Below are 23,977 nucleotides of genomic sequence, written 5' to 3'. Positions count from 1 at the left end.
CCCGGCGTGTGCCCCGATCGGGCACTGGAAACACCATGACAGCCAGCCCACCGGCCTGGCAAACCCCAAAAACAACGTGACCCGCATCACCCGCGATGAGAGGCCGAAAACAAATACCGCCCGGCCGGAAAACGGGTCGCCAATCGTCGCGCCGCGCACCCGACCGCAGCCGCCGCGTGCACATGCTTCATCAGGGTGACCGGGTCGCCACGGGCCTGTGCGCCCCGTCTATCAACCAACTGCACCCGGTCAATGTCTGTGACGAGCGCCACAGGAAATGGCCGTCACCCGACATAAGTGTCATTAGGCCGACTTGACGGGCGCCTTCACGCGCCTTTTAGGCCACGGCCCGCGTGGTGCGTTCCGCCGCTTTCGGCGGGCTTCAGCCAGTTGGACCGGAAATGGTTGGCGGTGGCCCGCCGGGCCGGCCGCCGGCGCGGGCCGGCCGCGCCGGCGGCCAGCCCGGTCGCCCGGCTAACGGGTGGCGACGGTGGTGGTGTCCCGGCCGGAACGCAGCAGGGTGCCGGGGGTGGCGCCGGTCGGCTGGCCGTCGGCGACGATCTGGACTCCGCCCACGAAGACGGCGGTGACGCCGACCGAGCCGGCGGTGAGCCGGGCCGCCCCGGCCGGCAGGTCGCGCACGAGCCGCGCGGGCTCGGAGTCGACCGTCGCCGGGTCGAAGACGACGAGATCCGCGGCGTTGCCCTCGGCGACGACGCCGCGCCCGCGCAGGCCGAACGCCGCGGCGGGCTCGGCGGTCATCATCGCGACCGCCCGCTCCAGGCCGACGAGCCGGCGCCCGCGCAGGCAGTCGCCGAGGAAACGGGTGGGGTAGGGGGCGCCGGCCATCCGGTCCAGGTGGGCGCCGGCGTCGGAGCCGCCGAGCAGCACGTCCTCGTGCTCCCAGGTCTCGGCGCGCAGCGCCCAGGACTCGGGGTTGTTGTCGGTCGGCATCGGCCAGAGCACGGTGCGCAGTTCGTCGGCGGCCGCGATCTCGATCAGGGTGGCGAACGGGTCCTGGCCGCGCTCGGCCGCGATGTCGTCGACGACCCGCCCGGACAGGCCCTCGTTCGCGGGAGAGTAGGTGTCTCCGATGACATAGCGGCCGAAGTTCGCCAGACGCCGCAGGACGCCGGCCTCCGGCGCGTCCGCGGCGGTGAGCATCCGCTCCCGCATGTCCGCGTTTCGCAGGGCGGCGATCCGTTCGGGGACGGGCAGGGCCATCACCTCGCCCCAGCCAGGGATGAGGTGCAGGGCGCAGAACGTCCGCAGGCTCATGTTCATCGGGACCAGCGTCGGCATGGTCAGCGCGATCACCCGCCCGCCCAGCTCGCGGGCCCGTGCCGAGGCCGCGAGCTGGCGCGGCACCCGCTCCGGCGCGGCGGCGTCGATCGTCAGCACGTTCCAGTTCAGCGGCCGCCCGGCCGCCGCCGACAGCTCGGCGAGCAGCTCGATCTCGTCGTCGCTGAACATGTTCAGGCAGCCAGGGACGATGCCCTCCAGGACCGTCCCCTCGTGGTCGCCCACCGCCCTGGCGAGCGCCGTGAGCTCGGCCCGGTCCGCCCAGCGGGAGGCGACCGGCTGGCCGTCCCCGTCGCTGTGGGTGCCGGACAGTGTGGTGGAGAAGCCCAGCGCGCCCGCCTCGAGCGCGGCGTGCAGCCCGGCGGCCATCGCGGCGACCGCCTCCTGGCCCGCGGCCGAGCCGATCGCCGCCGGGCCCATCACGTAGCGGCGCAGCGCGCAGTGCCCGACCAGGAAGCCCGCGTTGACGGCGATCCGGCCGTCCAGCCCGTCCAGGTACTCGGCGAAGGACTCCCAGCCCCAGGCGACACCCGACTCGAGCGCCGCCAGCGGCATGCCCTCGACCCGCGCCATCATCCGGCGCAGGTAGTCGGCCTCGTCCTGCCCGTTCCGCCCGCCCTGCCCGTCCTGTCCGCCTTCTCCGTGCTGCCGGCCGGCGCCGCCGGGCCCGGCGGCGCGTGGGCGCAGGGGGGCCAGGGTGAAGCCGCAGTTGCCGCCGAGGACGGTCGTCACCCCGTGCTGGCTCGACGGTGTGGCATACGGGTCCCACCACAGCTGGGCGTCGTAGTGGGTGTGGACGTCGATGAACCCGGGGGAGACGACCAGTCCGGTGGCGTCGACGGTCACCTCGCCGGCCGGCGCCTCGGCGGTCCCGATGGTGCCCGGGGCGCCGACCGCCACGATCCGTCCGTCCCGCACGCCGACGTCGGCGGCGCGTGCCGGCGCCCCGGTGCCGTCGACGAGCAGCCCACCCCGCACGACCATGTCGAGCACTGCGCTCTCCTCCCACGCGACGTCCCGACAGTAGCCCCGAACCTGACGACTCGTCAGGTCCTTGGCCGGAAGCCGGCGCGCCGCCGCCGGCCGTCGGTCACCTGCGTGCGCCGACGGGTCGGCCGTGCCCTGACGAACGGTCAGGGAGTCGTCGGATTCGCTTTCGTCCGGAGGGGAACCTGTTCTAGTCTGTGGCGGCGCTCACGTCACCAGGGAGTATCGCCGTGACCACGGGCGCGGGTCACGGGCCTTCGGGATCCGGGCCGTCGCGACCGCCCGCCGACGCGTATCGGCCGGCGGGCGCCCCAGACGCGAACAGACCGCTGGACCGAACACGACCGCAGGACTGACGACGGAGAGGTCCGATGGCCCGCAGACACGTCCCCCCGATGTTCCTAGGGGCAACCGGACCTACCAGATCGCTTCGCAATCCGGCAGGAACCCCGGCCGGGCGTGCGAAGAAAGATCATTTTCGCATGCTCTCTGGCCGGCCAGCCGGCCGCCGACGCGCACGACTCGCGCCGGTTCTCGCCGCGGCCAGCGCGCTGCTGGTCGTCGTGGCCGGCTGTACCCGCTCGTCGGACGAGACCGAGACGGGCGGCGGCGGCTCGGCGGCCCCGGCCACGTCGGCGCCCGCCGCCGCGGCGGCGGGCGACTTCGGCACCGAGAAGGGCATCTGCGGCCCGGGCACCGCCTCGAAGGCGACCGGCCGCGGCGTCACCGCCAGCTCGATCACGCTCGGCACCTTCGGGGACCCAAGCAGCACCATCACCCCTGGCCTCGGCCAGGAGTTCTTCGACGTCGGCGAGGCGTTCGTCGCCTGGTGCAACAAGGCCGGCGGCATCAACGGCCGGCAGCTGGCGCTCAACAAGCACGACGGGAAGCTGACCGACGTCGCCGCCCGCATGATCGACGCCTGCCAGACCGACTTCATGATCGTCGGTGGTGGCAACGCCGTCGACGCCCCCGGCGTCCAGCCGCGCGAGGAGTGCAAGCTCGGCTCGGTCCCGGCCTACGGCGTCTCCCCGGAGGCGCTGAACGCCAAGCTGCAGGTGCGTGCCCAGCCGAACACGGCGGCGCGCTACCCGATCGGCGGCTTCCAGTCGATGGCCCGGCTGTACCCGGACGCGATGAAGGCGCTCGGCGTCGGCGGCAGCACGCTCGGGACACTGCGGCCCCAGGGCCTGCGGCTGCAGGAGGCGCTCACCCAGACCGGCTACACCGTGGCCGACTACCAGGAGCTGCCGCCGCTGGTCACGAACTTCCGCCCGTTCGTCGAGCAGCTCAAGAACAAGGGCGTGCAGGGCTACCAGCCGATCGGTCTTCAGGACCCGTCGCCGCTGGTCACCGCGATGAACGACGTCGGCCTGTCGCTCAAGTTCATGATCTTCGAGAACCAGCTGTACGACCCGCTGACGATCCAGGCCGCCAAGGCGACCAGGTTCCCGACGACGTACGTCGTGATCGACCACGTCCCCTGGGAGCTGGCACCGCAGAGCCCGGTGACCAAGGAGGCCGTCGACCTGGTGCACGCGACCGTGCCGAACGCGAAGCTCACCGACTTCACCGCGCTGTCCCTCAACGCCTGGGTGCTGTGGGCCAAGGCGGCGACCGCCTGCGGTGACGACCTCACCGTCGACTGCGTGCTCGGCAAGGCCGGCGCCCAGACCGCCTGGACCGCGGGCGGCCTCTACCCGGAGCGCGACCTCGTCGCCGGCCAGCAGAAGACCACGAACTGCTACCTGCTGATGAAGGTCACGCCGGACGGCTTCGTCTACGACAAGGACGCCACCGGCCCGAACAAGGGCTTCTTCAACTGCGACGACAAGAACGTCGTGACGCTCGCCAATCCCTTTACCGACGTCTCCGGCTGAGCGGTCCCGGGTGGGCATCGGCATGATCTACTTTGGAGCGGTGACGTGAGCGGCGAGCCGGAGCCGGGGCCGGAAACCCGACCGGAGCCCAGCTCGGTGCCCAGCCCGGAGCCCGGGCCGGGCACCGGGCGGGATTCCAGGCCGGGCAGCGGGCCGATCAACTTCGCGGACATGCTCGAACTGATGGCCGACGCGGTGCCCGACCGGCTCGCGCTGGTGGCCCCGCCGGTCCGGTTGACGTTCGGCGAGCTCGACGCCCGCGTCGACCGGGCGGCCCGGCTGCTGCGCGGGGCCGGCGTGCGCGCGGGCCAGCATGTCGGGATCTACGCGGTCAACCGGGCCGAGTGGGTCGAGTCGATGTTCGCCTGCATGAAGCTGCGGGCCTCGTCGATCAATATCAACTTTCGTTACGTGCCGGCCGAGCTGCGTTACCTCGCCGCCAACGCCGACCTGACGGCGATGGTGGTCGAGCGCCGCTACCTGCCGACCGTCGCCGAGATCCTGGCCGACGCGCCGGACCTGCGGGCGCTGGTCGTCCTGGAGGACGGCACCCACCCGGCCGACGACGGCGGGATCGGCGCGCTCACCGCTCCCGGCGGCGCGCTCGCCGACCGCGGGATCCGGCTGGTCGAGTACGAGGGCGAGCCGGCCGACGACGGCCCGGTGCGTGCCCCGCGCAGCGGCGACGACGTGTTCGTCCTCTACACCGGCGGTACCACCGGCATGCCAAAAGGCGTCCTGTGGCGCCACGAGGACCTGTTCCACGCGGCGATCGGCCGCCCGCTGCCGGACGGGTCGCAGCCGCGGGTGCTCGCCGACACCCTCGCCCACACCGCGAACCCGCCGCTGAGGTACATGGTCATGGCGCCGCTCATGCACGGCGCCGCCGAGCTCAGCCTGCTGATCAGCGTCGGCACCGCCGGGACGGCCGTGCTCTGGTGCGGCCGCCACTTCGACGCCGACGGCGTGCTCCGCCTGGCGGCCGAGGAGCGGGCGACGTCGATGACGGTCGTCGGCGACGCGATGGCCCGCCCGCTCGCCGACGCGCTGGCGGCGGCCCCGGGCCGGTACGACCTCTCCGGGCTGCTCGCGTTCTCGAACACGGGCGCGCCGATGTCCGGCCAGGTCCGCGACGACCTCGCCGCGGCCCTGCCGAACGTGTTCCTGCTCGACTCCTACGGCGCCTCCGAGTTCGGCCACAACGGCAGCGCGACCGGCGGGCGCCGTGTCTTCCAGCTGACCCCCGACACCGCCGTGCTCGACGAGAACCTCGAACCGGTCGTGCCTGGCTCGCCGGAGCCGGGGCGGATCGCCCGGCGCGGCGCCATCCCGCTCGGCTACTACAAGGACAAGGAGAAGACGGCCGCGACGTTCCCGCGCGACGCCCGCGGTGTGCGCTGGGTCGTGCCCGGCGACCTCGCGCTGGCCCTGGCGGACGGCACCGCCCAGCTGCTCGGGCGCGGCAGCACGGTGGTGAACACCGGCGGCGAGAAGGTCTTCCCCGACGAGGTCGAGGACGCGCTCAAGGCGCACGGGGCGGTGTTCGACGTCGCGGTCGTCGGCGTGCCGGACGAGCGGTACGGCGAGCGGGTGGTCGCGCTGGTCGCGCTGCGCGCACTGGTGCCGGCAGCAGCGGGGGCGGAGACGGGGACCGCGCCGCCCGGCGGGCCGACGACCGCCGCGGAGCTGCTCGCCCACACCCGCCTGCACGTGGCTGGCTACAAGGTTCCCAAGGAGATCCACATCGTGGACGCGATCGCCCGCAACCCGGCCGGCAAACCGGACACCGTCTGGGGGCGGACGACCGCGCGGCGCCTGTCCGACGAGGCCGCCGCCGTCCGCGCCGCGACCGAGGCGCGGGCCACGGCTGCCCACGCCCCCGAGGAGGTGAACGCGTGACCACCACCGCCGAGACGTCCGCCACCGAAGCGCCCGCCGGCGACGCCGACCAGGCCTCCGCCGGCACGCCCGCGTCCGCGGCCGTCGCCACGACCCAGGCCCCGCAGTCAGGCGATCTGTACCGGCCGTCGTTCCTGCCCGACCTGCTCATCGCCGCGCTCGGGCGCAACCCCGACAAGCCCGCCGTCTACATCGGCGACGTCGCGCTCACCGCCGCCGAGGTGGCGGCCGAGATCAGCCGCTACGCGCAGGCCTACGCCTCGGTCGGCCTGCGGGTCGGCAGCCGGACGGCGATGCTCTCGCCGAACCGGCCCGAGGTCCTGTTCGCGATGGGCGCCAACATGATCACCGGCTGCCGCTCGACGTCGCTGCACCCGCTCGGCTCCGTCGACGACCACGTCTACGTGCTCACCGACGCCGAGGTCGAGACGCTCGTCGTCGACGAGAAATTCGCCGACCGCGCCGCCGCGTACCTGGAGCGGGTGCCGACGCTGCGCCAGGTCCTCACGTTCGGCCCGACCGACCTGGGGCCCGACCTGCTCGCGCTCGCCCCCGGCTTCACCCCGGCGCCGCTGCGCGCCCCGGCCGTCGGCCCCGACGACGTCGGCGGCCTGACCTACACCGGCGGTACCACCGGGCGCCCGAAGGGCGTGCTCGGCACCTACCGCAACTCCGCCGCGATGACGCACATCCAGCTCACCGAATGGCAGTGGCCCGACGAGCCGCGTTTCCTCATGTGCACCCCGCTGAGCCACGCGGGCGCGGCGTTCTTCATCCCCGTGCTGCTGCGCGGCGGCTGCCTGGTGGTGCTGCCCGGTTTCGAGCCGGGCGCGGTGATCGACGCGATCGAGAAGTACCGGATCAGCGCGACGATGCTGGTCCCCACGATGATCTACGTGCTGCTCGACCACCCGAAGCTCGCCACCGCCGACGTCTCCAGCCTGAGCACCATCTACTACGGCGCCGCCGCGATGTCCCCGGCCCGGCTGGTGGAGGGGATCAACCGGTTCGGCCAGGTCTTCTTCCAGTACTACGGCCAGTCCGAGTCGCCGATGACGGTCACCGTGCTGCGAAAGGAGGAGCACGACCTGTCCCGGCCGGAGCGGCTGGCGAGCTGCGGCCGCCCGGTGCCGTGGGTCCGGGTCGCGCTGCTCGACGACGACGGCGACGAGGTGGCGGACGGCGAGCCGGGGGAGATCTGCGTGCGCGGGCCGCTGAACTGCGGCGGCTACTGGAAGCTGCCCGAGCAGACCGCCGAGCTGTTCAAGTACGGCTGGCTGCACACGGGCGACATCGCCCGGCGCGACGAGGAGGGCTACCTCTACATCGTCGACCGCAAGAAGGACATGGTCATCTCCGGCGGCTTCAACATCTTCCCGCGCGAGGTCGAGGACGTCCTGTCCGCCCACCCGGCGGTGTCGGCCGCCGCCGTCATCGGCGTCCCCGACGAGAAGTGGGGGGAGGCGGTGAAGGCCGTCGTCGTGCGCCGCCCGGGCGTCGCCGTTCCCGACGACGAGCTGGCCGCGGAGCTGACCGCTCTCGTCCGCGACCGCAAGGGGCCCCACCACGCCCCGAAGACGGTGGACTTCGCCGACTCGATCCCCGTCAGCCCCCTCGGCAAGCCCGACAAGAAGGCGCTGCGCGCCCGGTACTGGTCCACGACCAACCGCCAGGTCCACTGACCGCCCCGCGGCGCGCGCGCCGAGCGCGGCCCCGCGCGGTCGCGGTACAAACAGACCACCGGACCGAGCCAAGGAGCGTCATGCCCGTCATCGTCGCCAGCGTCGTCCCGAAGCCCGAGCACGTCGACGAGGTGCGCGCCGCCCTGCTGGCAGCCGTGCCCGAGGTGCACCAGGAGGCGGGGTGCAAGCTCTACTCCGTGCATGAGGGGAACGGGAAGTTCTTCTTCATCGAGGAGTGGGCGGACGACGCGGCGCTCGCCGCCCACTCCACCTCGCCCGCCCTCGTCGAGATGGTCAAGCGCCTCGACGGCCTGACCGACGGCGGCTTCGACCTCTCCATCCTCACGCCGCTGCCCGCCGGCAACCCCGCCCAGGGCCAGCTGCGCCCCTGATCCGGTGCCTCAGGCCGCGCGATAGCGCGGCCGCAGGCGGCGGATCGCGTAGATCACGCGGTATCTGGCGTGGCCGCGGAAGCGGTGCAGCGGCCACAGGGCGGTGGCGCCCTCGACCGGGCTGGCGTGCAGCAGCAGATCGTGGCCGGCCGCGCGGACGCCGGTGCAGACAGCGACGTGGTTGACCGGGAAGTCGCTGAAGTTCAGCAGCTCACCGTCCTGGTAGCGCGGCACGAACTCCTCCAGGCGGACCCGGGGCGCGGCAGTGCCCAGCCAGACGAGGTCGCCCGCCCGCAGCTCCGTCAGCGCCGGCACCGGCTCGAAGTGATCCAGGTCGTAGAACAGCTCCAGTGACTGGAACTCGGCGGGAAGGGCGTGGCCGAACAGGTCGCGGATCACCAGGTGGGCCAGCGCGACACAGTTGAGCCCGTCGCGCCGGGCGTCCTCCCGGTGGCGGACCCGCGCCGGGCCCTGGGAGAAGACGTAGCGGAACGAGGGGTCGAGGTAGGACCGGAAGACCTCATCCATGCGTACCTCCGCGACGCGCGTGGCGGCTACCGTCGCTCGGGTGCGGCGGCGCCGAAGAGCTGTGCGACGTAGCGGGTCGGCGGGTTCTCGGCGAGATCGGCGGGTCTGCCCGCGGCGGCCACCGCGCCGGCGTCCAGGATAACGAGCCGATCGGCGAGGCCGGCCGCGTCCGTCGGGTCGTGGGTGACGACCAGGACGGCGGCGCCGGTCGCGGGCAGCGTCGCGCGCAGGAACGCGCGCAGGTCGACGCGGGTGGTCGCGTCGAGGGCGGCGAGCGGCTCGTCGAGCAGCAGCAGGCGGGGGCCGGTGGCGAGCGCCCTGGCCAGGGCGACCCGCTGGGCCTGGCCGCCGGACAGGGTCGCCGGCCTGCGCGGGCCGAAGCCGGACAGATCCATGCGGTCGAGCCAGGCATCCGCCGTGGCGGACGCGTCGCGGCGGGAGGCCAGGCGACGGGCACGCAGGCCGAAGGCGACGTTGTCACGTACCGACAGATGCCTGAACAGCAGATAGTCCTGGAAGACGACGCCGACGGGCCGGTGACGCGGCTCGACGAACCAGTCGGCCGCCGGGTCGTCGAGCACCTCGCCGTCGAGCGCCACCAGGCCGTCGCGCAGGGGCAGCAGCCCGGCGAGCGCCGCGAGCAGGCTGCTCTTGCCGGCGCCGTTCGGCCCGAGCACCCCGACGACCTCACCCGGCGCGACATCCAGCGCGACGTCCAGCGTGAACGCCCCGCGGCCGACGACCACCCGGGCCCGCAGCCCCGCGGCGCCCTCCTGGACGGTCACGCGGCCGCCCGGCTGACGGCGTCGCGCGCCGCGGGCAGCCAGCGGCCGCGCAGGGCGGCGAGCACGACGACGGAGGTGACGAGCAGGACCAGGGACAGGGCGATCGCCGCGTCCGAGTCGCTCTCCATCGCCGAGTAGACGGCCAGCGGCATCGTCCGGGTGGTGCCGGGGAGGCTGCCCGCGAAGGTGATCGTCGCACCGAACTCGCCGAGCGCCCGCGCCCAGCACAGGACGGCGCCCGCGCCGACCGACGGTGCGACCGCCGGCAGGGTCACCCGGCGGAACGTGTACCAGGGTGAGGCGCCGAGCGTCGCCGCCGCGTCCTCGTAGCGCTGGTCGGAGCTCAGGAGCGCGCCCTCGACGGCGACGACGAGGAACGGCATCGCGACGAACGTCTGGGCGACCACGACGGCCGTCGTGGTGAACGGCAGGCTGACGCCGAACGCCTCGTACAGGTAGCGCCCCGCGACGCCGCGCCGGCCCGCGGCCAGCAGCAGCGCCACGCCGCCGACCACGGGCGGCAGCACCATCGGCAGCGTCACCAGTGCCCGGGCGAGCCCCCGCCCGGGGAACTCCACCCGCGCGAGCAGCCACGCCAGCGGGACGCCGAGCAGAAGCGACAGCACCGTGGCGACGGTCGCCGTGCGGATCGACAGCCACAGCGCCTCGCGGACAGCCGCCTCGCGCAGCAGCCTCGGCAGGCTGTCCCACGGTGCCCGCCACACCAGCCCGACCAGCGGCAGCAGCACCAGCAACGCGCCGAGCGCCGCCGGCACGACCAGCGGCCATGGCAGCCCACCACCCCGCCGGCCACGTCCCCGGCGCACCCGCCGGTTCGGTGGCCGGCGGGCCGTTCTGTGCCCACGGCCCAGCGCCGGCGCCTCGGCGGCCCGGGCCTCGGCCGCCGGCGTGGCGGCCGAGGCCCGGGGTGACCCGTCGTTCTCTCCCGTGGAGCCGTGCGCGGCCAGCGCGGGCACGTCGCCCGACCGCGGATCAGCCGGACCGCCGGCCCCGGGAGCTCTCATGACTGGGTCACTGGGGCTTGCCGAAGCCGGCCTTGCCGAGGACGTCGATGCCGGTGCTCGAGAGGACGAAGTCGGCGAACGCCTTGCCGGCGGCCTGGTGGTCGCCGCCGGTCAGCGTGGCGATCGGGTAGTCCGTCGAGGCGTTCTGGGCGTCCGGGATCTCGACGCCGAGGACCTTGTCGCCGGCCGCCGAGACGTCGGTCCTGTACACCAGCGCCGCGTCGACCTCACCGAGCTGGACCAGCGACAGCACGCTCTTCACGTCCTGGCCGAGGGTCGCCGGCCTGACCGTCACACTGGCCTTCCTCAGCGCCGCGAGGCCGGTGGCACCGCAGGGGACCTGCTCCTCGCACAGGGCCACCTTGACGCCGGGCCGGGCGAGGTCGGCGAGGTTCGCGATGCGCGCCGGATTGCTCGGCGGGACGGCGATCTCCATGCTGTTGCGGACGAAGACCGTCGGAGCGGCGGCGGTCAGCTTCGCGTCGGTGACCTGCTTCATGGTGGCGTTGCTCGCGGAGGCGAACACGTCGGCCGGGGCCCCGGCGATGATCTGCTGGGCGAGCGCCGAGCTGGCCGCGAAGTTGAGCTTCACGTCGGCCCCGGGGTGCGCGGCCTCGAACTGGTCCGCGAGCGTGGTGAACGTCTCGGTCAGTGAGGCGGCGGCGAACACCGTCACCGCTGTCGCGGCCGGGTCCTTCGTCGCCGTCGCCGTCGCGGCCCTCGACGACGCGGCGGACGCGTCCGAACCGGTCGTGTCGTCGCCGCAGGCGGCGGCGCCCAGCGCCAGCGCCGTGGCGGCCAGGAACACGGTCAGCGCGTCGCGGCCCCGGCGAGCCCGTCCCCGGCGCGGCTCGCCAGCCGGCGGCCCGGTGCCCCGACGTCCCGCGACAGCCCACGATCTGATCATCTTGCCCACCTGTCCCGAGAAGAGACCGGCCGGACGGACCGGCCGGCGATGCCGGGTGACCGCGCTGTCACCACCCACCGACACGCGCCGCGGCACCGCGCCTACCGCCTGACCGGCAGCTCGACGACGACGTTGGTCGCCTTCACCGCCCCGACCGCGAGCACCCCTGGCTCCAGCCCCAGCTCATCGGCCGCCTCCCGGCTCATCAGCGAGACCACCCGGTATGGGCCGCACTGCAGCTCCACCTGGGCCATCACCCCGTCACGCAGGACTCGGGTGACGATTCCCGGGAAGCGATTGCGGGCCGACTCGCCCGCGATGGGCGCCCGGCCCAGCGCCAGCTCGTTCGACGAGCTGGCCTCGCTCGCGAACCGGGCCAGCTCCGTCGCCTCGATCGCCTGACGGCCGGCGTCGTCCCGGACGGTCGGCAGCCGGCCGCTGTCCGCCCACCGACGCACCGTGTCGTCGCTGACTCCCAGCAGGACGGCGGCCTCGCTGATCCGATAGTTCGGCACGGTGGTCACCATACCGACGCATTGGCGGCACCGCCTGCCAGTTCGCGCCGCGGATGCGGCAACGGTGCGGCCTTGGTGCGGCCTTGGTGCGGCCGGGTGCGGACACGGCGCGAACCGATGCCGGCCGACGCCTGCCCTCGCCAGAGTCGTGGAGTCGACCATCCGGCTCCATGTGCCCATCTGGGTGTGGTTGCCTGGTATCACCAGGTTTCCATGATCCGAACCGGCCGAAGGAGGCGCGACAGCGACGTTCGCCCGCCTCTGGCCCGGCTGGTGTGCCTCGTTYGCGTCCCTGGCGGCCCATACGTTGTGGGGGTAGACCGTCGATGACCGTCGACGTCACCAAGGGCGCCAGCATCGCGCTCACCAAAGAGGGCTCGGACCTCACTCGCGTGACCGTCGGCCTCGGCTGGGATCCCGCTCCCAGAGGCTCCGAGGAGGACTTCGACCTGGACGCGAGCGCGCTCGCGCTGCGCGCCGACGGCCGGATCCTGTCCCGGGACTACTTCGTCTTCTTCAACAACCTGTCCAGCACGCACGACGAGATCACCCACCGCGGCGACAGCCTCACCGGCGAGGGCGACGGCGACAACGAGCAGATCGACGTCCAGCTCGACGCGCTGCCCCCCACGGTCGAGCGGGTCGTCTTCGCGGTCACGATCCACAACGCCGAGTACCVCCGCCAGGACTTCGGGCACGTCCAACGCGCGTTCATCCGGGTTGTCGACGCCGTCCGCGGCGTCCAGCTCGCCCGCTACGACCTCACGCACGAAGCGGCCGCGGACACCGCGATGCTCTTCGGGGAGCTCTACCGCGACGACAGGGGCTGGCACTTCCGCGCGCTCGGCCAGGGCCGGCATGACGGCCTCGCCGGCATCGCCCGCCAGTTCGGCTTCGACGTCTGACCCGGGATCCCGGGAGGGAAGGGCGTTCGCGGGTGRCCCGAGCCGCCCGGACCTCCCGGGTGCCTGAGCCGCGCGGTCGGGCTGCCGCCCGTTCGTCTTCCTTGTCCTTGTTTGGGAGAACGCGAGATGAGGTAGATAGCGGGTGATCGACTGTCTCCCGGCGGAGGGATTCCCGTGCTGGTTACCATCATCTCCTGGATCATTCTCGGCCTCATCGCCGGTGCGGTCGCCCGCCTGCTGGTGCCGGGCCCGGACCCGATGAGCGTCGTGGCGACGATCCTGCTGGGTATCGCCGGCTCGTTCGTCGGCGGTTTCCTCGGTTACGTGCTGTTCGACAAGGACCTCGGGGAGGGCGCGCTGCAGCCCTCGGGCATCATCGGCTCCATCGCCGGTGCCATCATTCTGGTGCTAATTGTCCGGGCGACCCGGCGGGGGCGCGTGCTGCGCTAGGTCACTGGAAAATCCGACGGTGCCGGCCTGTCCGCCCCGCCGGGCGAATCTGACGAGATCATGAGGCGTTGCCCAGGCTCGGGGTGTGGCTGTCAGCCACACCCCGAGCGGCGTTTCGGAATGACAGGACGATCGTGACTACGGTGCCGGGCCGGGAACGAACCTGTCAGACCGGAATGCCGGCGGCGCGGGCCGAGCGGAGCCAGGCCGGGAACTCGCCTAGCATCCGACGGTAGAGCGTCTCGTCGTCGATCGCGTCCAGGTCATCCACCGCGAAGAACCCGGCATTGTCGACGAGGCGGCCGGACAGCGTGTCCAGCTTCTCGAGAATGCCGTACTGCGCCTTTCCGACCCCGATGAACTGCCAGAAGATCGGTAGGCTGGCGGCCCGCCGCAGCAGGTCCGCGATCAGCCGGTCGCGGTAGAGGCCGCCGTCCGTGAGCACCAGCACCAGTGCCGGCGGCGGCGAGGACAGCCGCCCGAAGTGCTCGACGACGAGCGTCATCACCTTCTGTTCCTCGTTCTGCCCACCGATGCCGTCCCAGTTCGGGATCGGCCAGCCGGCGGCTCGCGCCGCCTGCTCGCGGGCGAGCGTCGCGTCCACGCCGCCCTGCCCGGTGGTCGCCTTGCGCATCCGCACATAGAGCGGGATCCAGTCGGCCAGGTAGTCGACGCGCAGCGGCGGGAGCGCGAGCGGCTCGGTCGCGTAGGACCAGACGTCCAGCGTCCCGTCGTCGTCCATGGTCGCCGCGACGGCCGCGACCCGCTCGACGACGCGGGCGACCGTGCCCGCCTTGTAGAGCCTGCGCATCGACCCGCTGGCGTCGAGTGCCAGCGCGACCCGCGCCTGCCGGCCGGCGATGCCCTGCTTGGTGAGTACCGTCTGGACGGTCTTCTTGCGCAGGTCGAGCCGCTTGCGCATGTCGATCCTCGCGTCACCGGTCGACGGGAGGTCCGCGGCGCTGGCCACCGCCGGCTCCGCGGCTCCGGCGGAGGCGGCGGGCGGCGCGGACGGCGCGGGAGCGGCGGTCGCGGCGGGCCCGGGCCGCGCGGCTGGTCTCCGGGTGGCGAACGAGGGCGCCGGCGCGACCGGCGGCGCCGGCAACGGCGCCGCGGCCGGCGTGGGCGCGGAGATGTCCTCATCGCCGCCGACGTCGACGCCGTAGTCGGTCGCCAGGCCCGCGAGGCCCGAGGCGTAGCCCTGGCCGACGGCGCGGACCTTCCAGGCGTCGCCACGCCGGTAGAGCTCGACGACGACCAGCGCCCTCTCCGGCCCCAGCCGCGGCGGGTCGAAGCTGGCGACCTCCGTGCCGCTGCTGAGGTCCTTCACCGTCGCCCAGACACCCAGGCCGCCGAACGTCAGCCGTGGGGTGACGACGTCGATCGTCGCGGTCACGACGATCGACTCCACGTCCGCTGGCTGGGCGGTCGGGTCGACGGTGACCACCTCGGCGGCGCCGTCCGGCGTGCGCCCGATGTGGCGGACCGACCCGTCCGGGCTGCTGGGCGCGTTGAAGAAGATCATGTCGGTGTCCTCGCGGACCTTGCCGTTGGCTCCCAGCCGCAGCGCGCAGACATCCAACGAGGTGCTGGCGCTGCCGACATCCGCGGGCCGCCAACCAACCGTGATCTCGAGCACCCGGTCCGGAAGCGCGGCATTCGCGCCTTTGGTCAACTCCACACGCGCAATATTGCTCCCCGTCTGGAGGTGGCCGTGCAGGCCGGTCCCAGGAACCCTCCTCTCAGAGGAGGCCTCAACCTCGACGGCGTGCGCCATCATCACGGCAAACGGCGCGCCGCTAAGCAGCCCGCAGACGCACGAACGGGCACGGCCCGGAGTCCACACCTGCACCGCCCACGCGATCCCGAGAACGCCACACCACCGCAACCGCGAACTGTGGCAGACCAGCAACCCAATAGACACGCCCACCCACCACACCCCAACGGCAGCGCGGCGAAGTGTGTCAGCTCAGCTTGTCTATGGGCCTGCTCATTCGCCACAGTTCGGGGTCGGACGTCTCGGCCCAGTCGGCGGCGATCTCGCCGAAGACGGCTGGGTCGCCGTCGCGGCTCCAGTAGGCGGTGGCGATCTGGACGGCGCTCGCGCCGGCGCGCAGGAAGTCGGCGACGTCCCGGCCGTTCGTCACCCCGCCGGCGCCGACGATCTCGACGTCCGTGGGTAGCAGCCGACGCAGCTGACGGACCTGGCCCAGGGCGACCGGGCGCAGTGCCGGGCCGGCGAGACCGGCGAGTCCCACCCCGATCACGGGCCGCCCGGCGTCGTCGAAGGCCAGCGCGTTCGGGAAGGTGTTGGCCGAGCAGACGTAGCGCGGACCGCCGCGCCCCGCCCCGTTCCCGCTGGTGGCACCGGCTCCGCTCGTCGTGCCGGTTCCGTCTGCCGCGCCAATGGTGCCGGTGGTGCCGGTKGCCAGCTTGGTGAGCACGTCGGCGAGGCCCGCGAGTGCCTCCGGGTCGGAGAACGGCGAGATCTTCACCCCGTAGGGGATCCGGGTGGGCGCGGCGCGCAGCACGTCGTCGACGGCCGCGCAGATCGCCGCGGTCTGGCCCGGGTCAAAACAGGCGATGCGCTTCTGGGCGCCGCCGTCCCAGACGTTGGGGCAGGCGAGGTTGAGCTCCAGCAGGTCGACGCCGGTCGACGCGGCGGCCGCCGCGGCCTGGGCGTAGTCCTCGACGGAGAAGCCGGCGATGCTCAGCACCAGCGGCTTGCCGGCGTCGTGCGCGAGGGCCGCCATCGCGGGCAGGTGCTCGCGGTAGTAGTCCAGGCCCCGGTTGGGCAGGCCGAGCGCGTTGAGCGAGAAGCCATCGCCTGCGTGGTAAGTGGCCCCGGAGTTACCCGTCCGGGCGGCGACGGTGATCGACCCGACCATGACCGCGGCGGTGGCCGAGCGGGCGAGTTCCGAGACGTCCTCGAGGGACTTGCCCGTGCCGGCCGCGTTCATGACCGGGTGCTCCAGGTCGACCCCGCACAGTGCCGGCATCCGTCCGCCCTCCCGGGCCGCCTCGAGCGGCCGCCCGCCACCAGCGCCCGCCGCCGGTGGCGTCTCCATCTTGCCTGGCGCGCACCCGCCACCGGCCGCCCGGCGAGTCGCACGCCAGCGTCGGGAGGCACGTCTCATTCGCGGCCCACTACCCGGCTGCCCGCCAGGCCGCGATTCGTCACCGACAGCCGGCCGAGCAACCGGCCGAGCAGCCGGACCGGCCGGCCGGCCKTCGGCTGGCCGGGTCAGCCGAAGAGGCTGTCGGTCAGGGAGATGCCGCCGTCCGCGGACTGGCCGATCTTGAAGCAGGTGTCGATGCCCTTGGTGTAGCCCAGGACAGCGGCGGCGGTGCGCTGAGATGGGTTCCCGTGCGCCTCCGGGTCGGCGTTCGGCTCGCCGAAGGAGAGCCAGGCCCCGCCGCCGTCGCCGAGCTGGAAGAACAGGGGGATGCCCTCGAGGGCATTGGCCATGGGGAACCGACCGGCGTCGTGGGTGAACTTGGCCTCGGAGCCGGCCAGGCAGTCGGCCTGGTTCTCCTCGGACCGGGAGACCACGCCCTGCTTGTCGGTCAGCGCCGAGACCCGGTGGCCCAGCTCGTGCATGAGCACCAGCATCGGGTAGGACGGGTCCTGCTTGGAGAGCTCGGCCATGAACTCGACGCTGTAGGCGACCGTGTCGTCGAGCGAGCAGTAGAACGCGTTGCTCGCGAAGTCGTCGGGGTCGCGGCTCTGGGCCCCGCACTCGTCCTGCGGGATGTCACCGTCGTGGTACTCGATGAAGCGTGGCACCGTCCAGCCGCTGCCCAGCTTCTGCGACCAGAACGTGTTGACGCCCCCGGGGCAGCCGATCGGTCCTGTGATGACCTTGAGGGCACCGTCGAGGGTGTCCGCGGAGCCGCCGCATTCGGCGCTGGCCCCGCCGCCGCCAGCTCCGCCGCCGCCCGCGGCTGTCGCCGGCGTCGTCGGGTCCGCTGCCGCGTCACCCCCCGGCTGACAGGCGGCAAGCATTCCCGCCGACAACACCACCGAAACCGTGATAGCGGCGATTGTCGCCCATCTCGTACGCACGTCGGCGACCGTATCGTTTCGGTCGTCGGGGCGGACAGGCCCGTCGGCACGGCGACAGTGCCGCCGCCCGGCGCGGAGCGTTCGGCGGCGCATGGTAACCGGCACGCCGGGCGGCGCGACCCATCGACGGGTTAAGCCTCTTCGGGGGCGTCTCCTCGGGCTTCGCGCTACCACGCCCCCGCGCCGGACTATCGCACCGAAGCGTCATGGTTACACGCGGTGCGGCGCGGGCATCGCCTGCTTCTGTCGCGCCCTCAGGTCGGACTCATCGGACTCATCGGACTCATCGGACTCATCGTCCATATGAAGTGTAGGACCGCCGATTGCGGGTAATTTCCGGCCAACTTCTAGTACCGCCCTCCTCGGGAGTGATGATGGCCGCCGTTCGTACCTACACGAGAGCGTCGCTCGGGACGATTCTCTATCTCGTCATCGGTCTGATCATCACGGTGAACCAGGGCTACTGGCATGTGGACAAGTGGGATGGACACTTCTTCTCCAGCCTGCTGACCGCCCTCGTGGCCACCGTGCTCTGGCCAATCGCGTTGTTCTACACCTTCATTCTGACCCACCGATGAACCGGCGAGGCATTCCCGCCTAGCCAGCCAGGGCCCCGCCGCCGATTCGCCAGTCGGCCCGGGCGGCATCCAGAACCTGTGGACGCCGCCCGGGCCGGATGTGGCGGACCGGCGGTGGGGCCCTGGCATGCCCGGTGAGGTCAGGTGATGGTGACCGGCGTTCCGACCGGCAGCAGGTCGGCGAGTTCGGTGATGTCCTCGTTACGCAGTCGAATGCAGCCCATGCTGACGTCGGTGCCGACGCGTTCCGGCTGGTTGGTGCCGTGCAGCCCGATGATGCCTTCGGCGCCGTTGAAGTTGGTCACGACGTCAGAGAAACCGGAAAGGCCGAACGCGTACGGTCCCCAGGGGCCGGCCGGGCTCGCGGGTTTCAGCAGTTCGGCCAGATAGAACCGCCCGGCCGGGGTCGGTGTGCTCCCGGTGCCGATGCCKACGGGGTAGACCCGTGACGGCTTTCCATCCTTGAAGACGGTGAGCTCATGGTGAGCCCGGTCGACGGCGAGCGAGAAGGGGGTCGCCCCGAGCCGGACGCCGGCCCGCCGGATCCAGCCGGTCGTCCCGTTCGGCCGCACCGGTAGTGAGACCCGCAGCCAGTCGGCGTCATAATGCTCGACGAGCAGGGCCAGCGGCGCGCCCTGCGCGTTCGGGTTGGCGAGGGTGCGGGTGGCCCTGTCGGCGGCCGCGCCGGTCGGCGGCGAGTTTGAAGACGCGCTCGACGCCGTGGCGTCGGATCCGCCGCCTGTCGTCCCGTCTTCGGGCGCCTGCTCGGCGAAGATCGGAACGTCGTGGTCCTGTGGCCAGGCGACCAGGCTCCAGCCCTTCGGCAGATGCGCCGGGTCGAGGCCGTCCTTCGCGTCGGCCGTGGCCCCCGGCCTGGGCGGACTCGCCGTCGTGCTCGGCTTCGGGGCCGGCTTCGCCTCGTCGTGGCTCTTCCCGCAGCCGGTCGCCAACGCGCCGAGCGTCGCGACGACCGCGAGCCCCACGGGCACGCTGACGCGGCCCCTGGCGCGCCGCCTGGCGAGGCGTGGTCCTTCCGGCCCGGTCGGTTGGGCCGTCGCCGCCTGGTCGTCCCGCCGTCCCAGCACCGCTCCGGCCCTCCCACCCGTCGCACCACCTTCCGCCTCAGGCAGACTACTTTCTGTAGTCGCTGGCCGGGGTCAGCCGTGGTGTTCGGCCGTGAACCGCCGAGACAACCCCTTCCCCGCCGATCGGCGAGGTGAGTGCTGGCACGCGCCGGCACGCCCGCTCCCGGGCGTCCCGCGGCCGGTCCGGCAAGGCCGCGGGACGCCCGGGAGCCGGTGGACCCCGAGAAGGGGCTGGCGCGGAACAGGAGCCCCGCGCTCACGGAGACCCGGCCCGGCCTGACAGTCGGGCCGGGTCTCCGGGGCGGGCGTCTTCGCCGATGGTGCGCGGCGGGTGGGGCTGGTCAGCGGCCGGTGCGGGGAACGCCGTTCTCGTCGACGAGGCCGGCGCGGCGCAGTGCGTCGGCGATGGCGCCGGTCGGCGGGGAAGCCTGCCGTCCACCGCGCTGGCCACCGCGCCCGCCGCCACCGCCACCACCGCTGCCGCGCTGGCCGCCGCCAGCACCGCCACCGCGCTGGCCGCCGCCTCCGCGCGCGTCGCCGCGTCCGGCACCCCCGCCGTCGCGCCGGGTGCCGGCGCCATCGCCGCCGCGGCCTCCACCGCGGGGCTCACGGTCCCCCTGGCGGCCGCCCTCGCGAGTGCCGGCGCCAGATTGGCCGGCGCCGGCCCGGCCGCGGGAGCCTCCGCCGCGCGCTCCCTGGCCGCCGTCCCGACCGCCACCGCCACCTTGGCCGCCGCCGTCCCGGGCCCCGGACCGCGGCGCGGAACCGCCGCCCGAGCCCGCCCGGTCCGCGGTCTCGTCGTCGAGCCGCAGGGTCAGCGAGATCCGCTTGCGCGGGATGTCGACGTCGAGAACCTTGACCTTGACGATGTCGCCAGACTTGACGACCTCGCGCGGGTCGTGCACGAACGACTTCGACATCGCCGAGACGTGCACCAGGCCGTCCTGGTGCACGCCGACGTCGACGAAGGCGCCGAACGCGGCCACGTTGGTGACGACGCCCTCCAGCACCATGCCGGCGACCAGGTCCTTGATCTCGTCGACGCCCTCGGCGAACGTCGCGGTCTTGAAGGCCGGGCGCGGGTCGCGGCCGGGCTTCTCCAGCTCGGCGAGGATGTCGGTCACCGTCGGCAGGCCGAAGGTGTCGTCGACGAAGTCCGTCGCCTTCACGGCGCGCAGCGCGCCGGAGTTGCCGATCAGCCCGCGGATGTCGGTGCTGGTGGCGGTCAGGATGCGCCGGACCACCGGGTAGGACTCGGGGTGCACGCTGGAGGCGTCCAGCGGGTCGTCGCCGTCGGGGATGCGCAGGAAGCCCGCGCACTGCTCGAACGCCTTCGGCCCGAGCCGGGGGACCTCGCGCAGCGCCGTGCGGGTCCGGAACGGCCCGGTGGCGTCCCGGTGGGCGACGATGTTGTCGGCGAGGGTCGCGCCGATACCGGACACCCTGGTCAGCAGCGGCGCGGACGCCGTGTTCACGTCGACGCCGACGGCGTTCACGCAGTCCTCGACGACGGCGTCGAGCGAGCGGGACAGCTTGAGCTCGCTCAGGTCGTGCTGGTACTGGCCGACGCCGATCGACTTCGGGTCGATCTTGACGAGCTCGGCGAGCGGGTCCTGCAGCCGGCGGGCGATCGAGACCGCGCCGCGCAGCGAGACGTCCATCCCCGGCAGCTCCCGGGAGGCGTAGGCACTCGCCGAGTAGACCGACGCGCCAGCCTCCGAGACGACGATCTTGGTGAGCTTCAGGTCCGGCACGCGCCCGACGAGCTCCTCCGCGAGCTTGTCGGTCTCCCGCGACGCGGTGCCGTTGCCGATCGAGATCAGGTCGACCTTGTGCGCCGCGCACAGCCGGGCGAGGGTCGCCAGCGACTCGTCCCAGCGCCGCGCGGGGACGTGCGGGTAGATCGTGTCGGTGGCGACGACCTTGCCGGTGGCGTCGACGACGGCGACCTTCACGCCGGTGCGGTAGCCCGGGTCGAGACCCATGGTCGCGCGGGTGCCGGCGGGCGCGGCCAGCAGCAGGTCGCGCAGGTTGGTGGCGAACACCTTGACGGCCTCGTCCTCGGCGGTCTGGAAAAGCCGCAGCCGCAGGTCGATGCCCAGGTGGACCAGGACGCGGGTGCGCCACGCCCACCGGACCGTGTCCGCGAGCCAGCGATCGGCGGGCCGGCCCTGGGCGGCGACGCCGAAGCGGGCGGCGATCCTCGTCTCGTACTCGGACGGCCCGGCGGGCGCCGTCACGTCGGCGTCCTGTGGCTCCGGGTCGAGGTCCAGGTCGAGGACCTCCTCCTTCTCGCCACGGAACAGCGCGAGGATCCGGTGCGACGGCAGCGAGGTGAACGGCTCGTCGAAGGCGAAGTAGTCGGAGAACTTGGCCCCCGCCTCCTCCTTGCCCTCGCGGACCTTGGAGACCAGCCGGCCACGCGTCCACATCCGCTCGCGCAGCTCGCCGATCAGGTCCGCGTCCTCGGCGAACCGCTCGACCAGGATCGAACGGGCGCCGTCGAGCGCCGCCGTCGCGTCGGCGACGCCCTTCTCGGCGTCGATGTACCCGGCGGCGGTGGCCGCCGGGTCGAGCGTCGGGTCGGCCAGCAGCGCGTCGGCGAGCGGCTCCAGCCCCGCCTCGCGGGCGATCTGCGCCTTCGTGCGCCGCTTCGGCTTGTAGGGGAGGTAGATGTCCTCCAGCCGCGCCTTCGAGTCGGCCGCGTTGATCTGCGCCTCGAGCGCGTCGTCCAGCTTGCCCTGCGACCGGATCGACTCCAGTACCGCCGCCCGCCGCTCCTCCAGCTCCCGCAGATAGCGCAGTCGCTCCTCGAGGGTGCGCAGCTGTGCGTCGTCGAGGGTGCCCGTCACCTCCTTGCGGTAGCGGGCGATGAACGGGACGGTCGAGCCGCCGTCGAGCAGCCCGACGGCCGCCACGACCTGCGCCTCGCGCACCCCGAGCTCGCCGGCGATCCGGCCCTCGATGGACAGCTGGGAGCCGCTGCCCGTGCCAGATCGCGCCGTCGTCGCCGCCGTGGTCCCCCCGGATCTCTCCTGAACCGGCGAAGCGGGCCCGGGAGATCCGGAATCCGCGTCAGCAGGTCGTTGGGAGAGCGCGGCGGCGGGTGCCTGGGCCTGCGGGGTGGACGTCGTCGTCACAGATGATCTCCTCCGGTCCCGTCCGATTATTCCGGAGCCGGGCCGGTGGAGGCCGCAGTGCCCCTCCCACCGGTTGTGCCTTCCCCGGACGTGGGTTCGGGACCGGTCGATGCGAGGCTCGACCATGCCGTGACTGTCAGGCGTGGTCGCGGACCAGCTCCGCGCCGACACCAGCGGCCCGCGCGCAGTGCGCGCAGCAGAAGAACCGGCGGTCCGCCTCCACACCGTGACCGCTGATCTTCACGCCGCAGTGCTCACAGACCGGGCTCATCGCGTGGATCGCGCATTCGAAGCTGTCGAACACGTGCACCGCGCCCTGCGCGTGCACCTCGAAGCTCATCTCGTAGTCGTTGGAGCAGACCTCGCACACGGCCATCGTCGCGCTCCCTTCGCAGCCCACGCCCCACCGCTCACGGGGAGCTCATTGCTACGGAGAGTAGTCGTTGTTGTCGGGTCGGGCTACGGGAGCCGGGCCAGGATCCGGTAGGCGTTGGCGCGGGTGCCGCGGGTCAGGTAGGGGCGGCTCGCGGCCTCGGCCAGGGCCGCGGCCGGCAGGAGCGGAGCGAGCGCGGCGAACGTCGCCACCCGCCTGGCCCGGCCCAGACCCGGGTGGGCGTCGGCGCGCCAGGGCAGGCTCGGTGACGGGGCGAGCCGCTGGCACAGGCCCCACCACGCCATCGGCGCGTCTCCGGAGATATGGGTGTCGCCGAACGCGACGTCCTCGACGTGCAGCCCGCGCTCGGTCAGCGCCGCGGCGAGGTTGTCGGCCGGGAGCAGGTTCAGGTGCTGGGGGATGAGCATCCCCGACGCGAGCGGCCCGTAGGCGCGAAGCGCCGGGCTGTCGGGGTTGGGGACCTCGATGAGGAGGTGGCCGCCGGGGGTGAGGGCGGTGGCGGCGGCGTCGAGTTCGGCGCGGGGGTCGCGGGTGTGTTCGAGGTAGTGGAACATGCTGATGACGTCGTAGTGGCCGGCCAGGCTCGCGGCGARGTCGGGGAACTGGCCGCGGTGTGCGGTGTCGATCCAGCCGCGGCGGGCGGCTTCGTCGAGGCCGTCGCCCATGTCGAGGCCGTCGAAGACCGTGTCGGGCCAGATGTCCCGCGCGATGAGGCAGAAGTGCCCGAGGCCCGCGCCGACGTCCAGCCAGCGTCGCGGAGGCGTGGGGACGGACCGCGCCCGCGCCGGGTGGGCGCCGGGACCGAACCCGAGCAGCCACTCCATCGCCGGGCCGCCCAGGCCGTCGTAGAAGTCGCGGTAGTAGTAGTCCAGCCCCTCCGGGGTCAGCCGCGGGTTCTGGAAGACGTGGCGGCACTCGGCGCAGCGGTCGTAGCGGAACCGTCCCGGCTTGACCTGCATCGCGTCGACACCGACCAGCATCCGGCGCAGCCGGGGGCCGCCGCACCAGGGGCAGGTCGCACGCCTGGGCTCGAGGAACCGCTCGGGGCCCTCCGCGAGCTCGGCCAGGTAGCTTTCGCGGATCTCGGTGGCCCGCGCGCGATCCCTGGCGACGTACTGGCCGGGCAGCGAGACCCGCCATCGCGAGAGCGGGCCGGGCTTGTCGGGCTCGTCGGGCTCGCTCGGCCGGCCGGGTTGGCCGTCCTGAACGGGACCGGTACCGACATCGACGGCGGCCACCCCGGCGGAGTCGATCCCTCTGGGCGTCGGACCCGGGCCGCTGTCCGCGTGGCGCGCGCGCCCACCCGCGAACTCGGCGAGGTCGGCGAGCAGCTCGGCGGCGCCGCGGCGGCGGGTGAGGGGGGAGCTGGGCAGGTCGGTGAGGTGGAGGGGTCCGCCGGTGGCGACGAGCGCGGGTTGCAGCCAGGTCGCCGCCGCGGCGGCCAGAGTCCAGCCGGG

Annotated in this window: 20 protein-coding genes; 7 read left to right on the top strand and 13 right to left on the bottom strand. The window is 73.1% G+C overall.

Going from position 1 to position 23,977, the window contains the following annotated elements; genetic code table 11:
* Positions 1-474 precede the first annotated feature (474 nt).
* On the bottom strand, positions 475-2,286 hold the full coding sequence (locus tag BL253_RS36955; protein ID WP_338013780.1) for an N-acyl-D-amino-acid deacylase family protein: 1,812 nt from the start codon (positions 2,284-2,286) through the stop codon (positions 475-477).
* 485 nt (positions 2,287-2,771) lie between these two features.
* Between BL253_RS36955 and BL253_RS36950 the strand changes: the two genes are divergently transcribed.
* From BL253_RS36950 to BL253_RS36935, 4 genes are all read left to right on the top strand, one after another.
* Positions 2,772-4,169: an ABC transporter substrate-binding protein gene (locus BL253_RS36950; protein WP_241835483.1), complete on the top strand. Its 1,398-nt coding sequence runs from the start codon at positions 2,772-2,774 to the stop codon at positions 4,167-4,169.
* A gap of 45 nt (positions 4,170-4,214) precedes the next feature.
* The gene (locus tag BL253_RS36945) at positions 4,215-6,068 is read left to right on the top strand and encodes an AMP-binding protein (RefSeq protein WP_241835482.1); all 1,854 of its coding nucleotides are present in this window, start codon (positions 4,215-4,217) and stop codon (positions 6,066-6,068) included.
* Positions 6,065-7,750 carry an AMP-binding protein gene (locus BL253_RS36940; RefSeq protein WP_338013779.1) on the top strand — a complete coding sequence of 562 codons (1,686 nt, stop codon included), beginning with the start codon at positions 6,065-6,067 and terminating at the stop codon, positions 7,748-7,750. The genes BL253_RS36945 and BL253_RS36940 overlap by 4 nt, the downstream gene beginning before the upstream one ends.
* A gap of 80 nt (positions 7,751-7,830) precedes the next feature.
* A complete protein-coding gene (locus tag BL253_RS36935; protein ID WP_076822582.1) occupies positions 7,831-8,142 on the top strand; it encodes a putative quinol monooxygenase in 312 nt (103 codons plus the stop codon).
* Positions 8,143-8,151: 9 nt separating this feature from the next.
* Here BL253_RS36935 and BL253_RS36930 read toward each other — a convergent pair whose 3' ends face one another.
* The 5 genes from BL253_RS36930 to BL253_RS36910 form a co-directional block, all read right to left on the bottom strand.
* On the bottom strand, positions 8,152-8,670 hold the full coding sequence (locus BL253_RS36930) for a hypothetical protein (protein WP_076822580.1): 519 nt from the start codon (positions 8,668-8,670) through the stop codon (positions 8,152-8,154).
* Positions 8,671-8,696: 26 nt separating this feature from the next.
* Positions 8,697-9,455, bottom strand: coding sequence for a sulfate/molybdate ABC transporter ATP-binding protein (locus tag BL253_RS36925; protein WP_241835481.1), 759 nt, complete (start codon positions 9,453-9,455; stop codon positions 8,697-8,699).
* Positions 9,452-10,480 (bottom strand): ABC transporter permease, encoded by a 1,029-nt coding sequence (locus BL253_RS36920; RefSeq protein ID WP_241835480.1) that lies wholly within the window; start codon positions 10,478-10,480, stop codon positions 9,452-9,454. Before BL253_RS36920 ends, BL253_RS36925 begins: the two co-directional genes overlap by 4 nt.
* Before the next feature lie 7 nt (positions 10,481-10,487).
* On the bottom strand, positions 10,488-11,387 hold the full coding sequence (modA, locus tag BL253_RS36915; protein WP_081439065.1) for a molybdate ABC transporter substrate-binding protein: 900 nt from the start codon (positions 11,385-11,387) through the stop codon (positions 10,488-10,490).
* Positions 11,388-11,488: 101 nt separating this feature from the next.
* Positions 11,489-11,902 (bottom strand): TOBE domain-containing protein, encoded by a 414-nt coding sequence (locus tag BL253_RS36910; RefSeq protein ID WP_096336180.1) that lies wholly within the window; start codon positions 11,900-11,902, stop codon positions 11,489-11,491.
* 326 nt (positions 11,903-12,228) lie between these two features.
* On the opposite strand from BL253_RS36910, the gene BL253_RS36905 reads away from it, so the two are divergent.
* Together BL253_RS36905 and BL253_RS36900 are read left to right on the top strand one after the other, a co-directional pair.
* Complete coding sequence (locus BL253_RS36905) at positions 12,229-12,807, top strand: TerD family protein (RefSeq protein WP_076822577.1); 579 nt, start codon at positions 12,229-12,231, stop codon at positions 12,805-12,807.
* 174 nt (positions 12,808-12,981) lie between these two features.
* On the top strand, positions 12,982-13,257 hold the full coding sequence (locus BL253_RS36900) for a GlsB/YeaQ/YmgE family stress response membrane protein (RefSeq protein WP_076822576.1): 276 nt from the start codon (positions 12,982-12,984) through the stop codon (positions 13,255-13,257).
* A gap of 166 nt (positions 13,258-13,423) precedes the next feature.
* Here BL253_RS36900 and BL253_RS36895 read toward each other — a convergent pair whose 3' ends face one another.
* The 3 genes from BL253_RS36895 to BL253_RS36885 all read right to left on the bottom strand — a co-directional run bounded on the left by BL253_RS36895 (position 13,424) and on the right by BL253_RS36885 (position 17,278).
* Positions 13,424-14,938, bottom strand: coding sequence for a VWA domain-containing protein (locus BL253_RS36895; protein ID WP_076822574.1), 1,515 nt, complete (start codon positions 14,936-14,938; stop codon positions 13,424-13,426).
* A gap of 283 nt (positions 14,939-15,221) precedes the next feature.
* On the bottom strand, positions 15,222-16,256 hold the full coding sequence (locus tag BL253_RS36890; protein WP_076822572.1) for a beta/alpha barrel domain-containing protein: 1,035 nt from the start codon (positions 16,254-16,256) through the stop codon (positions 15,222-15,224).
* A gap of 245 nt (positions 16,257-16,501) precedes the next feature.
* Entirely contained in the window at positions 16,502-17,278 is a 777-nt protein-coding gene (locus tag BL253_RS36885) for a neutral zinc metallopeptidase (protein WP_241835479.1), read from the bottom strand.
* Between the two features lie 419 nt (positions 17,279-17,697).
* Between BL253_RS36885 and BL253_RS36880 the strand changes: the two genes are divergently transcribed.
* On the top strand, positions 17,698-17,901 hold the full coding sequence (locus tag BL253_RS36880) for a hypothetical protein (protein ID WP_076822568.1): 204 nt from the start codon (positions 17,698-17,700) through the stop codon (positions 17,899-17,901).
* A 140-nt stretch (positions 17,902-18,041) separates the two neighbouring features.
* Here the strand turns inward: BL253_RS36880 and BL253_RS36875 are convergent, their stop codons facing one another.
* The 4 genes from BL253_RS36875 to BL253_RS36860 form a co-directional block, all read right to left on the bottom strand.
* The gene (locus tag BL253_RS36875) at positions 18,042-18,986 is read right to left on the bottom strand and encodes a L,D-transpeptidase (protein WP_076822567.1); all 945 of its coding nucleotides are present in this window, start codon (positions 18,984-18,986) and stop codon (positions 18,042-18,044) included.
* Between the two features lie 341 nt (positions 18,987-19,327).
* Entirely contained in the window at positions 19,328-21,958 is a 2,631-nt protein-coding gene (locus BL253_RS36870) for a Tex family protein (protein ID WP_076822590.1), read from the bottom strand.
* A 304-nt stretch (positions 21,959-22,262) separates the two neighbouring features.
* Positions 22,263-22,502, bottom strand: a complete 240-nt coding sequence (locus BL253_RS36865) for a hypothetical protein (protein WP_076822587.1) — start codon at positions 22,500-22,502, stop codon at positions 22,263-22,265.
* Between the two features lie 83 nt (positions 22,503-22,585).
* Positions 22,586-23,977: class I SAM-dependent methyltransferase (locus tag BL253_RS36860; protein WP_241835478.1), on the bottom strand; the 1,392-nt coding region annotated here is incomplete at its 5' end.

The sequence above is a fragment of the Pseudofrankia asymbiotica genome (genome assembly GCF_001983105.1).
Taxonomy (GTDB): Bacteria; Actinomycetota; Actinomycetes; order Frankiales; family Frankiaceae; genus Pseudofrankia; species Pseudofrankia asymbiotica.
The sequence above is the reverse complement of the archived record's forward strand: the minus strand, read 5'-3'. Positions and strand labels throughout refer to the sequence as shown.